Genomic DNA, 18,390 nt, shown 5'->3' on the forward strand with positions numbered 1-18,390 from the left:
TTTAAACTTACTCAGTCTCCCTTTTCTTTAGATCAATCAAAATGCTATGCTTCACTTGTAATCAAATCAGTCATCCATTGATGGAGGCTTCACACCTTACTTGTTGAAGAGGGAAACATGCTGTCCTTTCTATTTCGTTCTATTTCCCTTGGACTCGTTTCAGCGGCGCTTATTCTTCTCGCCTTCCCGAGCTTAAGACCAGCGATTGTCGCTGACGTCACTAGCCCTAAAGTCGATAATATTGGCTCTCTTCAGATTTCATTTAACCAAGCAGTTCGCCGCGCGGCGCCTGCAGTGGTTAACATTTATAGCCGTAAATACGCTGAAAGCGATCGAAACAAACTGCTCACACAAGGTTTGGGCTCTGGGGTGATTGTTAGCGAGAAAGGCTACATCATTACCAACTTCCATGTGGTGGCTCAAGCAGACCAAATAGTTGTGGCACTTCAAGATGGCCGAGTAGCAGCTGCGCAACTTGTCGGTTCAGACAAACGCACCGATATCGCGATACTTAGAGTCAGCGGTGATAATCTACCGGTGATCCCACTCAATCCTAATTACAAAGCCAATGTCGGTGATGTTGTACTAGCTATCGGTAACCCATACAACCTAGGTCAAACAACAACCTTTGGTATCATCTCTGCAACCGGCCGTTCTTCGATCAGTGCCGATGGCCATCAAGCCTTTATCCAGACCGATGCGGCAATCAATGAAGGTAACTCAGGTGGCGCACTGGTGAACTCACAAGGTGAGCTAGTCGGTATCAATACCGCCTCTTTCCAGCAAGCTACCGACATGGAAACCTATGGGATCTCATTCGCTATCCCCTATCCGCTTGCTAATAAAATCATGGAAAAGATCATCGCCGATGGTCGTGTGATTCGTGGCTATATTGGTATCGATGGACAAGACATCAACTCAGTCACCTCACGCATGTTGGGTACTAAGAATATCGGCGGGATCGTTGTGTTGGGGATAGACCCTAATGGTCCGGCTGCCGATGCGGGTTTTGAAGCTCAAGACATTATTGTCAGTATCAACGATAACCAAGTAAATGGTCGCCAGAGTGTAATGGACATCGTTACCGACCTGCGACCTGGTACAGTTATCGATGTGGGTATATTGCGCCAAGGTGAAAGCAAAACCTTAAAGGTGACCATCGCCGAAGATACTCGCCTGTAGAGCAAACTCTGTAAGCAATGATTCAAGCTGCTAATACACAAGTACAAAAAACCCAGCTCATAGGCTGGGTTTTCTTTTATCTAAAGATTGTTTCAAGTATCTCTACGATTCACTTTGCTCTTCGATATCGATGCGAGTCACTCGCTGTAGTCCTCTAGGCAGTAGACCACCACGACGACCACGTTCACCACGGAAGTTTTCAAGATCCGCAGGTTTCAAACCAAGCTTACGTTTACCGGCGTAGATAGTCAGCGTCGCATTCTCTGGGATAGCCATAAGATGTGAGACAAACTCTTCACGCTCTTTTGCTTTCGCAGAAGGGATGTTGATGATCTTGTTGCCTTTACCTTTGCTCAGCTGAGGGAGATCTTTAATCGGGAACAACAACATACGACCTTGGTTAGTAATCGCCAGAATCTGATTACTGTCCAAGTCAGCAATAGGGCTTGGCATCATCACTTCAGAAGCTTGTGGCAAGTTAACCAAGGCTTTACCGCTCTTGTTCTTGGACAGAAGATCGCTACCCTTACAAACAAAACCATAACCTGCATCAGAACCGACTAACCATAATTGTTCATTCTCTCCCATCACCACTTGGCGAATAGAAGTACCTGGGCTGACGTTCAAGCGGCCTGTAATTGGCTCACCTTGGCTTCGCGCCGACGGTAATGAATGTGACTCAAGGGAGTAGCTTCGACCATCACTGCCGAGGAACACCGCTTGTTGGTTACTCTTACCCTTAGCACTCGCTAAGAATTTATCACCCGATTTGTAGTTCAAACCTTCAGCGTCAACTTCATGCCCCTTGGCATGACGAATCCAACCTTTCTCAGACAACACAACCGTGATTGGTTCGCTTGGTACTAAGTCGCGCTCTGTTAGCGCTTTCGCTTCAGCGCGCTCAATCAGAGGTGAACGACGATCATCGCCGTATTTATCCGCATCTGCTTGGATTTCTTTCTTGATCAGCGTATTCAAGCGACGCTCTGAACCGAGTAGCTTTTCAAGCTTCTCACGTTCAGCTTCAAGCTCTTCTTGTTCCGCTCGGATTTTAAACTCTTCTAACTTAGCTAAGTTACGAAGTTTAATATCAAGAATCGCATTGGCTTGAATTTCAGAAATGTTGAAACGGCTCATTAGGACAGGACATGGTTCGTCTTCTGTACGAATGATCTCAATCACTTCATCGATATTAAGATAAGCAGCAAGCAAACCTTCTAAGATGTGCAAGCGTGCCAGTACTTTATCTAAACGGTACTGCAAACGACGGCGAACCGTTGTGCGACGGAACTCGATCCACTCTTTCAGGATTTGAACTAAGCCTTTAACTTGAGGACGATTATCTAAACCAATCATGTTCAAGTTAACGCGGAAGTTTTTCTCTAGATCCGTCGACGCGAACAGGTGACTCATCAATTGGTCACAGTCGATACGATTCGAACGAGGAACGACAACGATACGCGTTGGGTTCTCGTGATCCGATTCATCTCGCAAGTCGTCAACCATTGGCAGCTTCTTAGCGCGCATCTGGTTAGCGATTTGCTCAAGTAACTTCGCACCTGACACTTGATGAGGTAAAGCCGTGATAACAATATCAGAGCCTTCCTTGTGCCAAACCGCGCGCATCTTGATGCTGCCACGTCCAGTACGGTAGATCTTTTCGATGTCCGATTTCGGGGAGATAATCTCAGCTTCAGTCGGGTAATCTGGACCTTGAATGAAACCCATCACGTCTGAAAGCTCAGACTTAGGCGTATCAATTAGGTGAATGGCTGCATTCGCGACTTCACGCACGTTGTGTGGTGGAATATCGGTCGCCATACCTACCGCGATACCTGTAATACCGTTAAGTAGGATGTGAGGTAGGCGAGCAGGCAACATTTGAGGCTCTTTCATCGTGCCATCAAAGTTTGGTTGCCAGTCAACAGTGCCTTGACCTAGTTCACCTAGAAGAACCTCAGCAAACTTAGATAATTTGGCTTCGGTATAACGCATCGCAGCGAACGATTTCGGATCATCAGGAGCACCCCAGTTACCTTGACCATCTACCAATGGGTAGCGGTAAGAGAAAGGCTGCGCCATCAATACCATCGCTTCGTAACAAGCAGAGTCACCATGTGGGTGATACTTACCTAATACGTCACCAACGGTACGTGCTGATTTTTTGTATTTCGATGCAGCCGATAAGCCTAGCTCAGACATCGCGTAGATAATACGACGCTGTACTGGCTTCAAGCCATCACCGATATACGGCAATGCACGATCCATGATCACGTACATTGAGTAATTTAAGTAGGCATCTTCGGTGAACTTGCGCATTGGCAGCTGTTCAACGCCATCATATGTAATTTCGTTAGACATCCATTATACCTCGGCCATATCACCGTTAGTCTGTAGCCATGTACGGCGATCATCTGCACGTTTCTTACCAAGCAGCATGTCCATCATCTCGTTGGTTGCTTCGCTGTCATCAATCGTTAACTGCACAAGGCGACGAGTGTTTGGATCCATGGTGGTTTCACGCAACTGAAGTGGGTTCATTTCACCCAGACCTTTGAATCGTTGCACGTTGATCTTGGCTTTCTTCTGCGATAGTCGCTCAAGCACACCGTCTTTCTCTGCGTCATCGAGTGCGTAGAACACTTCTTTACCGCAATCGATACGATACAGAGGAGGCATTGCCACATAGATATGACCCGCTTCAACTAATGCATGGAAATGGCGAGTAAACAAAGCACACAGCAGTGTCGCGATATGAAGACCATCCGAGTCCGCATCGGCAAGGATACAGATCTTACCGTAACGCAGGCCGGATAAATCATCGTTGTCCGGGTCGATGCCTAGAGCCACCGAGATGTCGTGCACTTCTTGCGAAGCCAATACTTGGTCTGCTGACACTTCCCATGTATTTAGGATCTTACCGCGAAGTGGCATAACTGCTTGGAACTCACGATCACGTGCTTGTTTAGCAGAACCACCCGCCGAGTCCCCTTCCACGAAGAAGATTTCGGTACGGCTTAAGTCTTGAACTGAACAGTCAGTTAGCTTACCCGGCAGTGCTGGGCCTGAAGCGATTTTCTTACGCACAACCTTTTTGCTTGCGCGCATACGGCGGTGGGCATTCGCAATACAAGCTTCTGCTAGCTGTTCTGCCAGTTGTGGCTTTTCGTTCAACCACAGGCTAAACGCATCTTTTACCACACCAGACACAAACGCAGCAGTTTGACGTGAAGACAAGCGCTCTTTTGTTTGACCAGCAAACTGCGGATCTTGCATCTTCACCGACAGTACGTACGAACAGCGATCGAAGATATCGTCGCCCGTTAGCTTAACGCCACGCGGCAGCAAATTACGGAATTCACAGAACTCACGCATTGCATCAAGAAGACCTTGGCGAAGACCGTTTACGTGTGTACCACCTTGTTTAGTCGGTACTAAGTTCACGTAACTTTCGGTGATCATGTCGCCGCCTTCTGGCTGCCAGATGATCGCCCAGTTTGCCATTTCTGTTTCAGCAACGAATTCGCCAACATACGGTTCTTCAGGCAGCAAGGTGTAACCTTTCACGCCTTCGGCAAGGTAGTCTTTTAGACCATCTTCATAGAACCATTTATGCTCTTCACCACCGACTTTGTCGATAAAGGTAATTTCTAAACCTGGGCAAAGCACTGCTTTTGCACGTAGGTTGTTAATCAGACGAAGTGTCGAGAATTTAGGGCTATCGAAGTACTTAGGATCAGGCCAGAAATGTACTGATGTACCACTGTTACGATGACCACAAGTGCCCGTCACAGTAAGCTCTGTTACTGCATGACCGCCTTCAAGTGCGATCTCGTGAACCTGACCTTCTCGGCGTACGGTCACTTCAACACGTTTTGACAGCGCGTTTACAACCGAGATACCTACACCGTGCAGACCACCAGAGAACTTATAGTTGTTATTCGAGAATTTACCGCCAGAGTGGAGCTTAGTTAAAATCAGCTCAACACCTGAGATCCCTTTTTCAGGGTGGATATCGACAGGCATACCACGGCCGTCATCGGTAACTTCTAACGATTGGTCTGCATGAAGTACCACTTTGATCTTCTTAGCGTGTCCCGCTAGTGCTTCATCGACCGAGTTATCAATGACTTCTTGGGCAAGGTGGTTAGGTCTTTCTGTCTCGGTATACATTCCCGGGCGGTGTCGCACAGGGTCGAGACCTTCAAGTACCTCGAGGTCTTTTGCATTATATTGTTCAGTCATAATACGGAGTTTACTCAAAAAGTTTGCGTCAGTTCGCTGGCTCCAGTTTCACTAAAGCAGAATCATTACTATGAACCGTCATAGTAGAGCGAACGAGCGAAGTATTGGGGAATATAGTCTGGAAGCTGAGTAATGATGTCAAGCTAGTTCAAAAACTAAGACATCAAACTATGATATTTCACCATTGATAGATGAAATAACAGGCAAACAAGAGAAAATCACTTGGTTGGTGGAACAGATTAAAGATTTAGAAAGGTGATGATTTGTTGTGGGTAGCGTTCAAAATCAACAAAGCTATGATCCCCGCCCTCTTCTACTGTCTGTGTTGCACCTTGGTACTTCTCTACCGCTTGTCGGTAATCCAGAACTTCGTCTTCCGTTTGCTGAAGTAACCAGAAGTCGCTCGGCTTAGCGATAGCCGAAACCTCTAACGCCTTCAGTTCATCAATATGTTTTGTTTCCAGTACATATCGTTCATCTGTGTATGGGTTTACTTGTTCACCTAAATAGTCAGCAAGAAGCTCATACGGCTTCACTGCTGGGTTTACAACCACCGCTTTAAAACCATAGTGGCTATTCAGCCATGTTGAAAGATAGCCACCCAGCGAGCTACCGACCAACGCTATTTGATATTGCTCTTTGTATTGCTCCACCAGCTGCTGTAAATGAAGTGCCGCTTGTTGAGGGAAACTCGGCAGTTGAGGGGTTACGACTTTAATATCAGCGCGATGCTCCGCACAGTAATCTGCCATCACATTCGCTTTATGAGAACGTGATGAGCTGTTAAATCCGTGAATATAGAGAAGCAGCGATGGCTTATTAGCTTGTTGATTAGAGCCTGGCATCAATAACCGCCTTCATTAGTAACCAGCAGCCTTAAAATCAGGCAAGAACTGCCCATGAGGCAGACGACGAACTTGCGTGCTAACGGTACCGTCTTGATGTAATTCAATCTCTCTCCAGCCCGGAGACAAAGTATCAACCGCGAAGTCATCTGAGTTAGGTTTGAATTGCACACAAGTCGACGGTGTTGCCATGACTTGTACACCATGATGATCTCGGTTCATGTCTTGATGAACGTGACCACACAGTACGGCTTTAACATTGGTGTGCTGTTGAACCACATCCCAAAATTGATCGGCGTCTTTTAGGTTATGTTGATCCAGCCATGCGCTGCCCACTAATAACGGGTGGTGGTGCAGTAAAACCAAGGTATTACGCTCAGGGAATTCGATCAATTTTTGTTCTAACAGATCAAGTTGTTGATCGCTGAGGCGACCATGAGGCACACCAACCACCTGCGAGTCTAGCATCACCATCTGCCAGTTATCGCCTAGCAAGACATGCTCAACACACTGTATTTGTGGTGATGGTAAAACACTGCCCATATTAGGCTTAAAGTCATGGTTCCCTGGCAGCCAATAGCATGGCTTTTCCAAAGGCTGAATCCCTGACTCAAATTTCTGGTACGACTCAGCACTGTGATCTTGAGATATATCACCGGTTGCTAAAATCGCTTGATAGTCAAAGCCCTGACTAACAATGCCATCGACTACAGCACGAAAGCTATCTTGAGTGTTGATGCTTAATAAGCTGCCATTGCTCGGCGCAAATAAATGCGTGTCCGTTAGCTGCACAAGCTTAATAGTGCTCTCATCAAATTTTGAAGTGTGTGATAATTCCAAAATAACAAATCCAGATACGTTACTGTTTAGACTTTAAAAGTGTTGATAAATAGGCTCAATTAAAAGGCAATTGGGGTTCGGCTGATACCCGTTTTTAAACAAAACGTTAACCATTCCCCAAGAAATTTATTCAATTGAAATTTCTCGTCCTTTTGCAGAAGCTTAGTGTTGGGGTAGTCATATTTCGCTTTGACTCGCGAAAAATCCCCGCTAGCGCACACTTCTGCAACTCGAGCGTCGTGATATAGCCTGACAGACATTTTTGGCAAAGGAAACACTGGCATCGCATCACTCTGACATATATCTATTAATGTGGTGTATTTTGTGACCTCATTCACTGTCAATTGATACACCATATTAACGGCTTGGTAACAGCGAACGTCACCAACCTCATGCCCAACCGGTAACAAAGCGTTCAGTTTGGCATAGTTAGTCTCGTAAACTCGCATCAATTCAGCAAGATCAACATGATACGGTTTTTTGACCGCGATATTTGGCATGACGTTAATCTATCCACTCTGACTGTAATTCTTGGTAGTTCAATTGTAGCCACTGTAGCGCAATGATCGTGGCTCCATTTTCAAATACACCATCTTTTACCAACTGATAAGCAGCTTCGCGACTCATCACTTGTACACGAATGTCTTCACCTTCGTAGTCCAATCCGTGTACCCCTTTGGCTGTCGTTGCATCAACACAGCCAACAAAGACGTCGAGCTTTTCAGAGCAACCACCAGATGAAGGATAATACGAAGTAATAGGCAATACAGATCCGACTTCGACTCCGGCTTCTTCCATTGCTTCACGACGAGCGACGTCTTGTGGCGATTCGTCCGTATCAATGATCCCAGCAACAATTTCGTATTGCCATGGGTTCTCATGCTCTAGGGCTCCGACACGGATCTGTTCGACGATCACCACTTCATCACGCACAGGATCATAAGGTAGCAAAGCGGCAGCATGTCCACGCTCAAACATCTCACGCTCTATTGGTTGGCTCCAGCCTCCCTCAAATAGTCTATGTTTAAATGTGTACTTGACCATTTTGAAAAAACCACGAAACAGCGTCTCTTTTGAGACTATTTCCACATCTTGAGGAGTAAACTCGTGTCGTTGATTATCATACTGTTGCATTTGGTACCTCACTAAGTGATCTTTATAGTTTACTCATTGTCCGAGTTAACTACCAAGGATAAGGTTCAACTTTTTGTATAAATTTTATAATTAAAGTTAAGTTTTAAAAAATAAATATTGCACAAGTGGACAGTTAAATGTAAAAAAGTGCAAAGTTTCGAGTAAATTACCATCAAACTGGGTTAAACTCTTTCAGAGAAAATTCTATTAAAGGCAGGAATAGGAAAATGAAAAAACTGCTTCCACTATTTATCAGTGCAGCAATTGGCAGCCTGAGTTCGTCAGCTTTCGCTGATACGCTAGCTGAAGTTTACGACCAAGCAAAACAGAACGATCCACAACTTCTTCGTTCAGCAGCGCAGCGCGATGCCGCTTTTGAAGCAGTAACGTCAAGCCGTAGCTCTTTATTACCGCAAATCAATTTGACAGCTGGGTACAACCTTACTCGTGGTGATACAGATTTCGATTCAGCATCGACTCGCGATAATGACCAGAATGCTCTAACAGCTGGTATTAGCTTTTCTCAAGAACTATACCAACGTTCTTCTTGGATCACGCTAGATACAGCAGAAAAAACAGCTCGTCAATCTGATTCAGCGTATGCAGCAGAGCAACAAGCTTTGATCCTGCGTGTAGCAACAGCATACTTCGAAGTACTGCGTGCTCAAGATAACCTAGAGTTCGTTCGTGCAGAAAAAGCAGCGGTTGCGCGCCAACTAGAACAAACAAAACAGCGCTTTGAAGTAGGTCTTTCAGCAATCACCGATGTACATGATGCGCAAGCTCAATACGATGCCGTTTTAGCTGATGAAGTTTTAGCAGAGAACACTCTGATTAATAACTACGAAGGTCTACGTGAGATTACAGGTCAAGAACACTCTAACCTAAGCATCCTAGACACTGACCGTTTCTCAGCAAGCAAATCTTCTGAGTCTGCGATTGCACTGGTTGAACAAGCTGAGCAAAAAAACCTTAGTCTACTTGCTGCGCGAATCTCGCAAGACATAGCTAAAGACAACATTTCACTACAGAGCTCAGGTCATCTACCATCTCTAACTCTTGATGGTGGATACGACTATACTGATATTGGTTCAAGTGCTACTTCTGACGGTACCACAAACAACTTCAATGTTGGCGTTAACTTAAATGTACCTCTATACACGGGTGGTAACACAACTTCATTGACTAAACAGGCTGAATACAACTACGTTGCAGCAAGTGAAGATCTAGAAGCAACTTACCGTAGCGTTGTAAAAGACGTACGTGCATTCAACAACAACATCAGCGCTTCGATCGGTGCTCTACGCGCTTACGAACAGTCTGTAGTTTCAGCTCAGTCAGCTCTAGAAGCAACAGAAGCTGGTTTTGATGTAGGTACTCGTACTATCGTTGACGTACTAGATTCGACTCGTCGTCTATATGATGCGAACAAAAACCTTTCAGATGCTCGTTACAACTACATCCTAAGTGTTCTTCAGCTTCGTCAAGCGGTTGGTACACTAAGCGAACAAGACATCGTTGATGTAAACGCAGGTCTAAAAGTAGCAAGCAAGTAATTCTTAAATCCTAGTTAAAGACTCTAATCAAAGTCTTTAATAAAGCGACTAGATTACCGTTACAAAAATGCCGCTCATTGAGCGGCATTTTTATTATCTATCAAAAGTTAGATTTACAATCTGACTATGAGCTTGAGGCTAAAGGTTTTATACTCGAAGGCGAAGGGTTAACCTCGACCACCTTTAATCGCTTTGATAATTTCAGTTGTAGAGCAACCATCTTCAAAGTTAAGTACTTTAACTTCACCACCAGCAGCAATCACTTCCGCACCACCAGCGATATCTTCAGGTTTGTAATCACCACCTTTCACAAGAATACTTGGCAATACCTCAGAGATTAAACGTTGAGGTGTATCTTCAGAGAATGGCACAACCCAATCAACTGCACCTAAGCCAGCCAATACCGCCATACGACGATCAGTTGGGTTCACAGGGCGACCAGGGCCTTTCAAGCGTTTCACTGATTCATCGGTATTTACCGCAACGATCAAACGATCGCCCAGCTCAGCCGCGTGATTCATGTAAGAAACATGACCAGCATGTAGAATATCAAAGCAGCCATTGGTCATAACTACCTTCTCGCCTTTCGCACGAGCACGCTTCACCGCTTCAACCAGTGCCGCTTCTGAGATCACACCGTAGTCTGTGTCTTGACTGCCGTGAATCGCTTCAGCTAGCTCTATCGTGGATAACGTTGACGTACCTAGCTTACCAACAACGACACCAGCTGCAGCGTTCGCTAATGCACACGCCTCATCCAATGGCTTACCAGCTGCAACAGACGCAGCCAGTACTGAGATAACCGTATCACCAGCACCAGTTACGTCGTACACTTCTTTCGCTTGGGTTGGCAAATGGAATGGTTCTAAACCTTTACGAAGTAGTGTCATACCATGTTCACTACGAGTCACTAGCAATGCTTCAAAATCAAACTCTTCGATCAGTGCGAGTCCTTTTTCGATCATTTCTTCTTCAGATTTTACTTTGCCAGCCACCAACTCGAACTCAGCCATGTTTGGTGTAAGCAACGTTGCTCCACGGTAGCGTTCAAAGTCTGCGCCTTTCGGGTCGATAAACACAGGAACTTTTGCTGCGCGCGCTTTTTGGATAAAGCTCTGCACGTGCTCCAACGCACCTTTTGCGTAATCAGATAGAATTACCGAGCGCACATTTGGAAGCGCTTGCTCCATACGAGATAAAACCAGCTCAGGATCCGTATTCTCAAATTTATCTTCAAAATCAAGGCGAATTAGCTGCTGACCACGGCTCATCACTCGCAGTTTAGTAATGGTTGGGTAATCTTCTAACTCAACGAAATCACATTTAACCTTTAGTGCGCCTAAGGTATTTTTTAACACCTCAGCAGGCTCATCTTTACCGGTCAAACCAACGATATGAGCATGGCCACCAAGAGAAGCAATATTCATTGCTACGTTGGCTGCACCACCAGGACGCTCTTCGTTATTTTCTACTTTTACAACGGGGACTGGCGCTTCTGGTGAAATACGGCCAGTTGGGCCATACCAGTAACGGTCAAGCATTACGTCACCGACAACAAGAACGCCTGATTGGCTGTAGTCAGGTAGAATTGGTTTCATTATGGATCTCCAAAAATCGAATCTGGCTAGAGTCTAGCACACTGATTACAGAGGCTAAACTATAGATAAATGAGTAAAAGCCTATCAAGATAGGTACATCCGTCATTACTGTATGACTGGGTTATGCTTCCATCCACTGCTTCCATGCTTGAACAACATGTTCTCTTTCCATTTCAAACTTTTCAATCGCCACATCCGCATCAAGATTAAGTAGATTACGGTGGTGGATTTCATCTCTTAATGTTGTATAAGCATGGGTTAATGCCATGCCTTGCTGCTCGTCCATAATCCCTTGTGACAACAAGCTTTCGAAGATTCGTACATTGTCACACCAACGAGTAAGCTTTGGCTTCTCATTGCTGTATCTAAGCACTAAATATTGCGCTAAGAATTCAATATCGGTAATACCACCCGCATCTTGTTTAAGCATGAATCTATCGACTTTTTTACCGCCTAAATGGCCGCGCATTTTTTCACGCATATCCACAACGGACTTTTTGAGTGTTGCCTCATCACGCGCCAAGCACAAAACCTCATGACGCGTTTTGTTAAATGCCGAAGCCAATAACTCATCGCCATAAATCATACGAGCGCGAGTCAAGGCTTGGTGCTCCCATGTCCACGCGTCATTGTGCTGATACTCGTCAAAGGCATCGGTTGGACTCACTAACAGGCCAGATGCACCAGAAGGGCGTAGGCGAGTGTCGACTTCGTACAAAATGCCAGAAGCGGTTCTGGTCGAGAAAATATGGATAATACGCTGCGCCAGTCTTAAGTAGAATTGGCGTCCATCGATCTCTTTCTTACCATCAGTATAGATGTGTACCGGGCAGTCGTGCATGAACACAATATCGAGATCGGAGTTATAACCAAGTTCCCAACCGCCGACTTTGCCATAACCAACGACAGCAAAACCGCGACCTTCGCGATCTTTGACATGGGTAGGTTCACCAAACTTGGCGGATACTTGTAACCAAGCTTGATTGACCCCCGCCTCCACAATGGCTTCTGCTAAGTAGGTCAGGTGATCACTGACCTTCATGACAGGTAGAGCACCCGCAATATCCGCGGCTGCAATTCTCAATATACAGGTCTGCTTAAACTGACGCAGACCTTCCATCTGTTGCTCCATATCATCTTCAGGGATACGGGCTAGATAATCACGCAACTCGGTCTTGTAAGACTCTAAAGGCACGGGATTGTAGAGTTGCTGAGGGTCGATAAGTTCATCTAACAGAATTGGATAACGACCCAACTGCTCCGAAATCATCGGGCTTGCCGTACACAGGCGAACTAGCTGAGTCAACGCGGCAGGGTGTTCATCTAGTAGTTCAAGGTAAGTGGTACGCGTAACGATTTTATGCAGCAGATGCAGTACTCGCGACAAACCAAACTCGGCATCCTTAGCGGTGTACAGCGCTTGAAACACTTTCGGCATCAGTCGATTGAGGACTTCCCGCCCACGAGGGCCAAGAGTCTTTTTAGCCAAATCGGCTTTAAACTGAATGATCGTTTTCGCCGCATCAGGCGGGCTCGCGACCGCAATGTCGTGTTCCAACACGTGCTCAATTACATCGGGTTTATGGGCCATATCCCACAACTCGCTAAAGTGGCTCGCGATCGGATTAGCGTCATCTTCATCAACGCCAATTAGGTCTTCGAACACGGTATGTACATTCGCCATATGGGCGCGAGTTGCCACAATCAAGCTATCCCAATCGGAAAATTGCATGGCAACCGCAAGCTGCAGTTGTTCAAATTCACAGTCAGGTAAGGTTTGAGTTTGCTTATCAGCCATGGCTTGTAACAGGTTCTCAAGGCGACGCAAAAACAGATAAGCTTCACGTAGGTGCCCCACCTCTTCAGACTCTAGCAGATGAAGGGATTCAATCGCACTTAAGGTTTCGAGTAACCCTCGACCGCGTAAGCTAGGCTCGCGTCCACCACGAATCAATTGGAAGACTTGTGCGATAAACTCAACTTCACGAATACCACCAGAGCCAAGCTTGATGTTGTTCGAGAGACCACGACGACGCACTTCGCTGCTGATCATAGACTTCATTCGGCGCAGAGATTGAATCGCACTAAAATCAATATAACGGCGGAACACAAACGGGCGTAGCATTTGGCGAAGCTCTTGATACTCAGGGTACATCTCACTGCCCATCACACGCGCTTTGACCATAGCGTAGCGTTCCCAATCGCGACCTTGTTCTTGATAGTAATCTTCTAGCGCAGCGTAACTCATGACCAGTGGACCACTCTCACCGAATGGACGCAGGCGCATGTCTACTCGATAACAGAATCCATCGAAGGTTTGCTGATCAAGCGCCTTAATAATACGTTGCCCGAGACGTGTAAAGAACTGCGCATTGGCAATGCTGCGTCTTGCACCTTGGGTTTCACCATTCTCTGGGTAGGTGAAGATCAGATCGATATCGGAAGAGAAGTTAAGCTCACCGCCCCCTAGCTTGCCCATACCAATGATCAACATCGGCTGTGCTTCGCCTTGTTCATTACAAGGTGTGCCCCACTCTTTACAACAAATATCGTACTGCCATTGGTAGGTTTCGAAGATCATCGCCTCAGCCAACATCGATAGATGATTTAGGCTCTGCTCTAGCTCCCACGAACCCATAAAATCACGCCAAGCAATGTAGGTCATTTCTCGATTTCGGAATTGACGCAGCACGCGCTGACCGCTCATTTCATCGGTGCAACTAGAAAGTAATTCAGCCAAGCGTTCTCGGTATCCTTCAGCGCGTTCTTCGCATGCCAACATATTAGGTAAGTCACCACATAAAACCGTATCACGCTGCAGGCAATCACCAATAAAACAGCTTAAACCGAGTACACGTTTAAGATCTTCAGTCAGTGGCTCAGACCAAGTATTGATGGCTTCACTTTGATGCTCTAATAATTGCTCAAAAGCAGACTGGGAGTGAGTGATGAGTTGAGAAGGCAATGGCATGTTTCTTCCTTGTATAAGCTGCGCGCCGAACAATCGGTTTATCGATTCAGTTCTTCAATAACGAGTTTTCATAACTAAAGATAAGTTATACCAAAGTTACGCCAATAAAAAACGCCCACATTAGCAATGTGGGCGTTTTATCGATTAACTTATCTGGTTGAGCTTACAACCGAGAAACAGTCTCTGGGAATTAGCCTTTGACGGATGAAGATTGGGTGCTGAGGACTAAACCTTAAATTGCTTAATCTTACCGTCGAGTTCTTGCGCGTTACTTTCCATAAGCTGAGAGGTCTCGAGCAGTTCACCAACCACCACAACTGAAGCTTCAACAAGCTCGCGTACATTGGTCAGGTTGACGCTCATCTCTTCAGCAACACTGCTCTGTTGGCCTGCAGCGGTCGCGATCTGGAAGTTCATATCATTGATTTGATTGACTTGGCTTACAATGCCGTCAAGCTCACTTCCCGCGTTAGTCACCAGATCAACACCTTCAGCCGCTTCAACAACACTCTTCTCCATCAGTTCTACCGCAGAGTTAGCGCTGCTTTGTAGATGACTGATCATGTCTTGAATCTCTACCGTCGCTTGCTGAGTGCGCTGTGCAAGGTTACGAACCTCATCAGCAACAACCGCAAAACCACGACCTGCTTCACCTGCACGCGCCGCTTCAATCGCAGCGTTCAATGCTAATAGGTTTGTTTGTTCTGAAATGCCTTGGATAGTACCAACCACACTGCCAATTGAGTCAACGCGCTCTTCTACTTGGTTTACCGCTGCTGCAGATGCTGCGATATCTGAAGATAGCTCACTCATCTTAGAAACAGACCCTTGAACGAACTTCTGTCCCGTCAATGCTTGGCCAGATGCCTGTTCCGTCAATGAAGAAGCGCTTTGCGCATGTTCGGCTACAGTTTGCACTGTAGAGGTCATCTCACTCATTGCTGTTGCCAGCTGATCGATCTCATTGAACTCTTCTTGAGCTGATTCTTTGGTTTCAGACATGCTGATGGTCATCACTTCCGTCAGAGCAAACAGTTCATCAGAAGAGGCCACCTGAGTTTTGATCATGTCGTTCAGTTGAACGCGAGTTTTTTCGAGTTCACGTGCCACATCGCCGTATTCATCTTTACAGTCCATTTGAATCGGCACTGATAAGTTCTTGTCGGCCATGGTTTTAATGGCGTCATTAAGGTATTGAGTCTGACGCAGCATAACGCGCGCCGCTGCTAATAGAAGAACCACAAACACAATGATCATTAAGGCTGTTTGCCAAGCCACTTGAACTAGGTAAGTCTCGTAATGCTGTTGTGCGACTTGCGCGTTATTGGTTACAGCAAGCAGTGAATCGTAAAACGTACTTGCGTCCCAAAGCTGCTTTGAAATGATCAAGATCGTACTGAATATCATCAGCATGACCATTTTTGGAACGAGACGAACGTCAGAGATTATCCTTTCCCACGGCTTGAATGACAGTTTAGTCATTGTCAGTTCTCCATTAATTCTTATATATTGATGGCTTCTATATCCGCGAGGTGGCTATGTCAGTCAAAGTTCGCGATTTATTTTGAGCCTCGTATGAATGTTGAATAATACCAAAGACGCCACCAAGCCGATGAGCTTATTGTCACTGATTCTCTCTTTCTTAGCGTTATTTGTGATCTCAGGCTTATTGTTCGTACCGATCGACAAAGAATCGAAACAAGTCCTTATCGGCCTCGATTTTATAATCTGTAGTGTTTTTCTTTTTCAGCTCACAATTGATCTATTCAGATCACAAAACAAAAAAGAATATCTAAAAGTACACTGGATCGATTTCTTAGCAAGCATCCCAATGATCGAACCACTTCGTTTCGCTCGCATTTTTCAGATCTTACGTGTAATTCTTGTTCTTCGTTCGGGTAAACGAGTGTTAAGAGAGCTATTTCGCAATCGTAAAGAGACCACCCTCGCCTCGATTATATTGCTGCTGATCATTCTCCTGACCATAGGAGCTGGGACAATACTGCTGTTAGAGCACAAAGATCCCAACGCCAACATCACCACTGGACAAGATGCGTTATGGTGGGCTTTCGTGACCATCAGTACCGTGGGATATGGCGATCATTATCCCGTCACGAGCTCAGGAAAATTAGTTGCCTCTCTGGTGATCATTTGCGGTGTGGGTGTGTTTGGTATGATTTCAGGCTTGATTACTTCTTTGATCACCTCTCCAACTCATCATGAGAATCAACGCGCGGAAAACAAAGAGAAGCACCTTGAGAAGATCATTGAGCAACAACAGAAAATCCTCGAACGACTAGAAAAGCTCGAGCAACAAACAAAAAAATAGGGCCGGAGCCCTATTTTCAAATTCATACTTCTATTGATACAGGTATCGAGTTTAGTCTTGCCAGTATGGCTCAACCTCAACACTGATTTGGCGTGTCTGTTCCATCGCATGCAGAATAGACACTTCTTGGCGAGCCAACCAACGCTCTAGCTGAAGCTTCTCATCGCCTTCCAATTTCTCAGTCAAAGGCTCTAACGTTTTAAGTGCCAGCAAGTCATCAATGCCTTGCACCATATCGGCCCATGGCAAGCGGAAGCTGTTTCGTTCATCGTCATCATACAAACTCGCGAAACCAACGCCAGAATACAGATTACGCATCAAACGGTATTGCTGATCAATATACGCTTGGCTAGTCATCACTCGCTCTGGCGGGAAAGCTTCCATCAAATCGGCCCATGTGCGATCGAGTTGCTGCACGGAAAACCATTCGATACCACGAGCCATTTGCTCACGTGCTTTTTCATCTAAGAAAGGTTGCCAGCCACGAGACAAGATCCAACGGCTCAGATCTAATAATAACCCAGTGTATCGAGCAGAACTCAGCAAGGTAAGCAGATCTTCACGATCTGGCAGTTGCTCTTGCATCTCTTTAAGCTCAGCGACTAAGAACTTACGCGCATCGAGTTTACGTAGTACATGGCCTTTATCTTCGAGCAAGTTTTCGAAGTGATCATAGCTTTTGAGCCAGTCGAGCTCTTGCTCAAGCCACTTCAACTCTTGACGTAAAATCGCACTTGCTCGTCTAGGGACAATGCCGCCATAGATAGTGAAAGTTTGGCGAATAAAACTCAGCGAGTGACTGATCTCATGCAAAGCTTCAATCGATTGACGCTCTGTGAAAATCTGCTCGTGATAATGCCAATGAGCGAGAGCATGCTCTAAAGATTGAATAAAACACGATTCAACGGTATCACTTTTGTCAGTATCAACTAAGGTCAAAGGAGTAACTTCATCTCCTTGATAACCTTGAGCAAGACGGTAACCCTTAGCTGCTTTACTTAGGTTACCCAAACGCATGCCACCTTGTTCGCAGAATTGGCGAGACAATGTAAATAGCGCATCCGTTTGACCGGATTTAAGTTCCAATTCGACTTCGCAAATCGGTTCTTGCAGGTCGCCTGATTCAACAAAGCCTTGATCGAATGCGACCTCGACTTGGCTACCATCAGGCATACCAATCAACCACTGCTCACGCGTGAAGTTGGTAGAGAACAGAGGAGTCAGCTCAGCTTGCAACGTTTCGATGTCTTTACCTGTTGGCCAGATATCCTCTGGGTGCAGGGCTAGCTTAGGTTCGTTGCTGTCGTGTTCTGCATTGTATTCAGGCCTTTGATGCAGGCCAGCAACCACACGACCAGCAGTCTTTACGGTTTGTACAAATACGTCATCAAAGCGTCGAATGCGTAAGCCTGTATCGTGCTTACGTAGCCAGTTGTCAGCGGTGTCAAAGTAGATGTTACCTAGCTCACGACAACTGTGCTGAAGTACTTTAGTTTCAGCAATTTTATTGCGTAAAGTCTCTGAAAATTCAGGAGAAACAAAAAACTTCAGTTCTATCTCGGTTTCCATAGTTATACCTTTCTGTGAAGATAGGGACAGGATATTGCCAATTTGAAAAGTCGGCAAGTCAGAAATATCGCCCTTATGATGATCTAAAACAGTTTTAATGAGAGATTGATTAGGTTAACAT

General features: G+C 45.7%; 13 protein-coding genes. 3 read left to right on the plus strand and 10 right to left on the minus strand.

Translation table 11 applies throughout. From position 1 onward, the window contains the following. The first annotated feature begins 117 nt into the window (after positions 1-117). A complete protein-coding gene (gene degS / locus AB6D06_RS09375) occupies positions 118-1,182 on the plus strand; it encodes an outer membrane-stress sensor serine endopeptidase DegS (RefSeq protein WP_017061430.1) in 1,065 nt (354 codons plus the stop codon). Positions 1,183-1,284: 102 nt separating this feature from the next. On the opposite strand, the gene parC is transcribed toward degS, so the two are convergent. The 6 genes from parC to nudF form a co-directional block, all read right to left on the minus strand. Next, positions 1,285-3,543: a DNA topoisomerase IV subunit A gene (gene parC / locus AB6D06_RS09380; RefSeq protein WP_017067236.1), complete on the minus strand. Its 2,259-nt coding sequence runs from the start codon at positions 3,541-3,543 to the stop codon at positions 1,285-1,287. A gap of 3 nt (positions 3,544-3,546) precedes the next feature. Continuing rightward, a complete protein-coding gene (gene parE, locus AB6D06_RS09385) occupies positions 3,547-5,427 on the minus strand; it encodes a DNA topoisomerase IV subunit B (RefSeq protein ID WP_017061428.1) in 1,881 nt (626 codons plus the stop codon). Positions 5,428-5,666: 239 nt separating this feature from the next. Then, complete coding sequence (gene yqiA, locus AB6D06_RS09390; RefSeq protein ID WP_017061427.1) at positions 5,667-6,272, minus strand: esterase YqiA; 606 nt, start codon at positions 6,270-6,272, stop codon at positions 5,667-5,669. A gap of 15 nt (positions 6,273-6,287) precedes the next feature. Continuing rightward, the gene (cpdA, locus tag AB6D06_RS09395) at positions 6,288-7,112 is read right to left on the minus strand and encodes a 3',5'-cyclic-AMP phosphodiesterase (RefSeq protein ID WP_372100408.1); all 825 of its coding nucleotides are present in this window, start codon (positions 7,110-7,112) and stop codon (positions 6,288-6,290) included. A gap of 59 nt (positions 7,113-7,171) precedes the next feature. Continuing rightward, on the minus strand, positions 7,172-7,612 hold the full coding sequence (locus AB6D06_RS09400) for a DUF1249 family protein (protein ID WP_008222561.1): 441 nt from the start codon (positions 7,610-7,612) through the stop codon (positions 7,172-7,174). Between the two features lie 4 nt (positions 7,613-7,616). Next, positions 7,617-8,246 (minus strand): ADP-ribose diphosphatase, encoded by a 630-nt coding sequence (nudF, locus tag AB6D06_RS09405; protein ID WP_017061425.1) that lies wholly within the window; start codon positions 8,244-8,246, stop codon positions 7,617-7,619. Positions 8,247-8,473: 227 nt separating this feature from the next. On the opposite strand from nudF, the gene tolC reads away from it, so the two are divergent. Beyond that, entirely contained in the window at positions 8,474-9,802 is a 1,329-nt protein-coding gene (gene tolC / locus AB6D06_RS09410) for an outer membrane channel protein TolC (protein WP_372100410.1), read from the plus strand. Positions 9,803-9,969: 167 nt separating this feature from the next. Here tolC and hldE read toward each other — a convergent pair whose 3' ends face one another. The 3 genes from hldE to AB6D06_RS09425 form a co-directional block, all read right to left on the minus strand. Then, positions 9,970-11,400 (minus strand): bifunctional D-glycero-beta-D-manno-heptose-7-phosphate kinase/D-glycero-beta-D-manno-heptose 1-phosphate adenylyltransferase HldE, encoded by a 1,431-nt coding sequence (gene hldE, locus AB6D06_RS09415; protein ID WP_050649505.1) that lies wholly within the window; start codon positions 11,398-11,400, stop codon positions 9,970-9,972. Positions 11,401-11,521: 121 nt separating this feature from the next. Next, on the minus strand, positions 11,522-14,371 hold the full coding sequence (gene glnE / locus AB6D06_RS09420; RefSeq protein WP_372100412.1) for a bifunctional [glutamate--ammonia ligase]-adenylyl-L-tyrosine phosphorylase/[glutamate--ammonia-ligase] adenylyltransferase: 2,850 nt from the start codon (positions 14,369-14,371) through the stop codon (positions 11,522-11,524). Between the two features lie 225 nt (positions 14,372-14,596). Continuing rightward, a complete protein-coding gene (locus tag AB6D06_RS09425) occupies positions 14,597-15,853 on the minus strand; it encodes a methyl-accepting chemotaxis protein (protein WP_048658011.1) in 1,257 nt (418 codons plus the stop codon). Between the two features lie 97 nt (positions 15,854-15,950). On the opposite strand from AB6D06_RS09425, the gene AB6D06_RS09430 reads away from it, so the two are divergent. Next, positions 15,951-16,700, plus strand: coding sequence for a potassium channel family protein (locus tag AB6D06_RS09430; protein WP_102433159.1), 750 nt, complete (start codon positions 15,951-15,953; stop codon positions 16,698-16,700). 51 nt (positions 16,701-16,751) lie between these two features. On the opposite strand, the gene AB6D06_RS09435 is transcribed toward AB6D06_RS09430, so the two are convergent. Continuing rightward, entirely contained in the window at positions 16,752-18,269 is a 1,518-nt protein-coding gene (locus AB6D06_RS09435) for a CYTH domain-containing protein (protein WP_372110140.1), read from the minus strand. Between the last annotated feature and the right edge of the window lie 121 nt (positions 18,270-18,390).

It is taken from the genome of Vibrio sp. 10N.239.311.G01, assembly GCF_041465805.1.
Lineage (GTDB): Bacteria > Pseudomonadota > Gammaproteobacteria > Enterobacterales > Vibrionaceae > Vibrio > Vibrio crassostreae_C.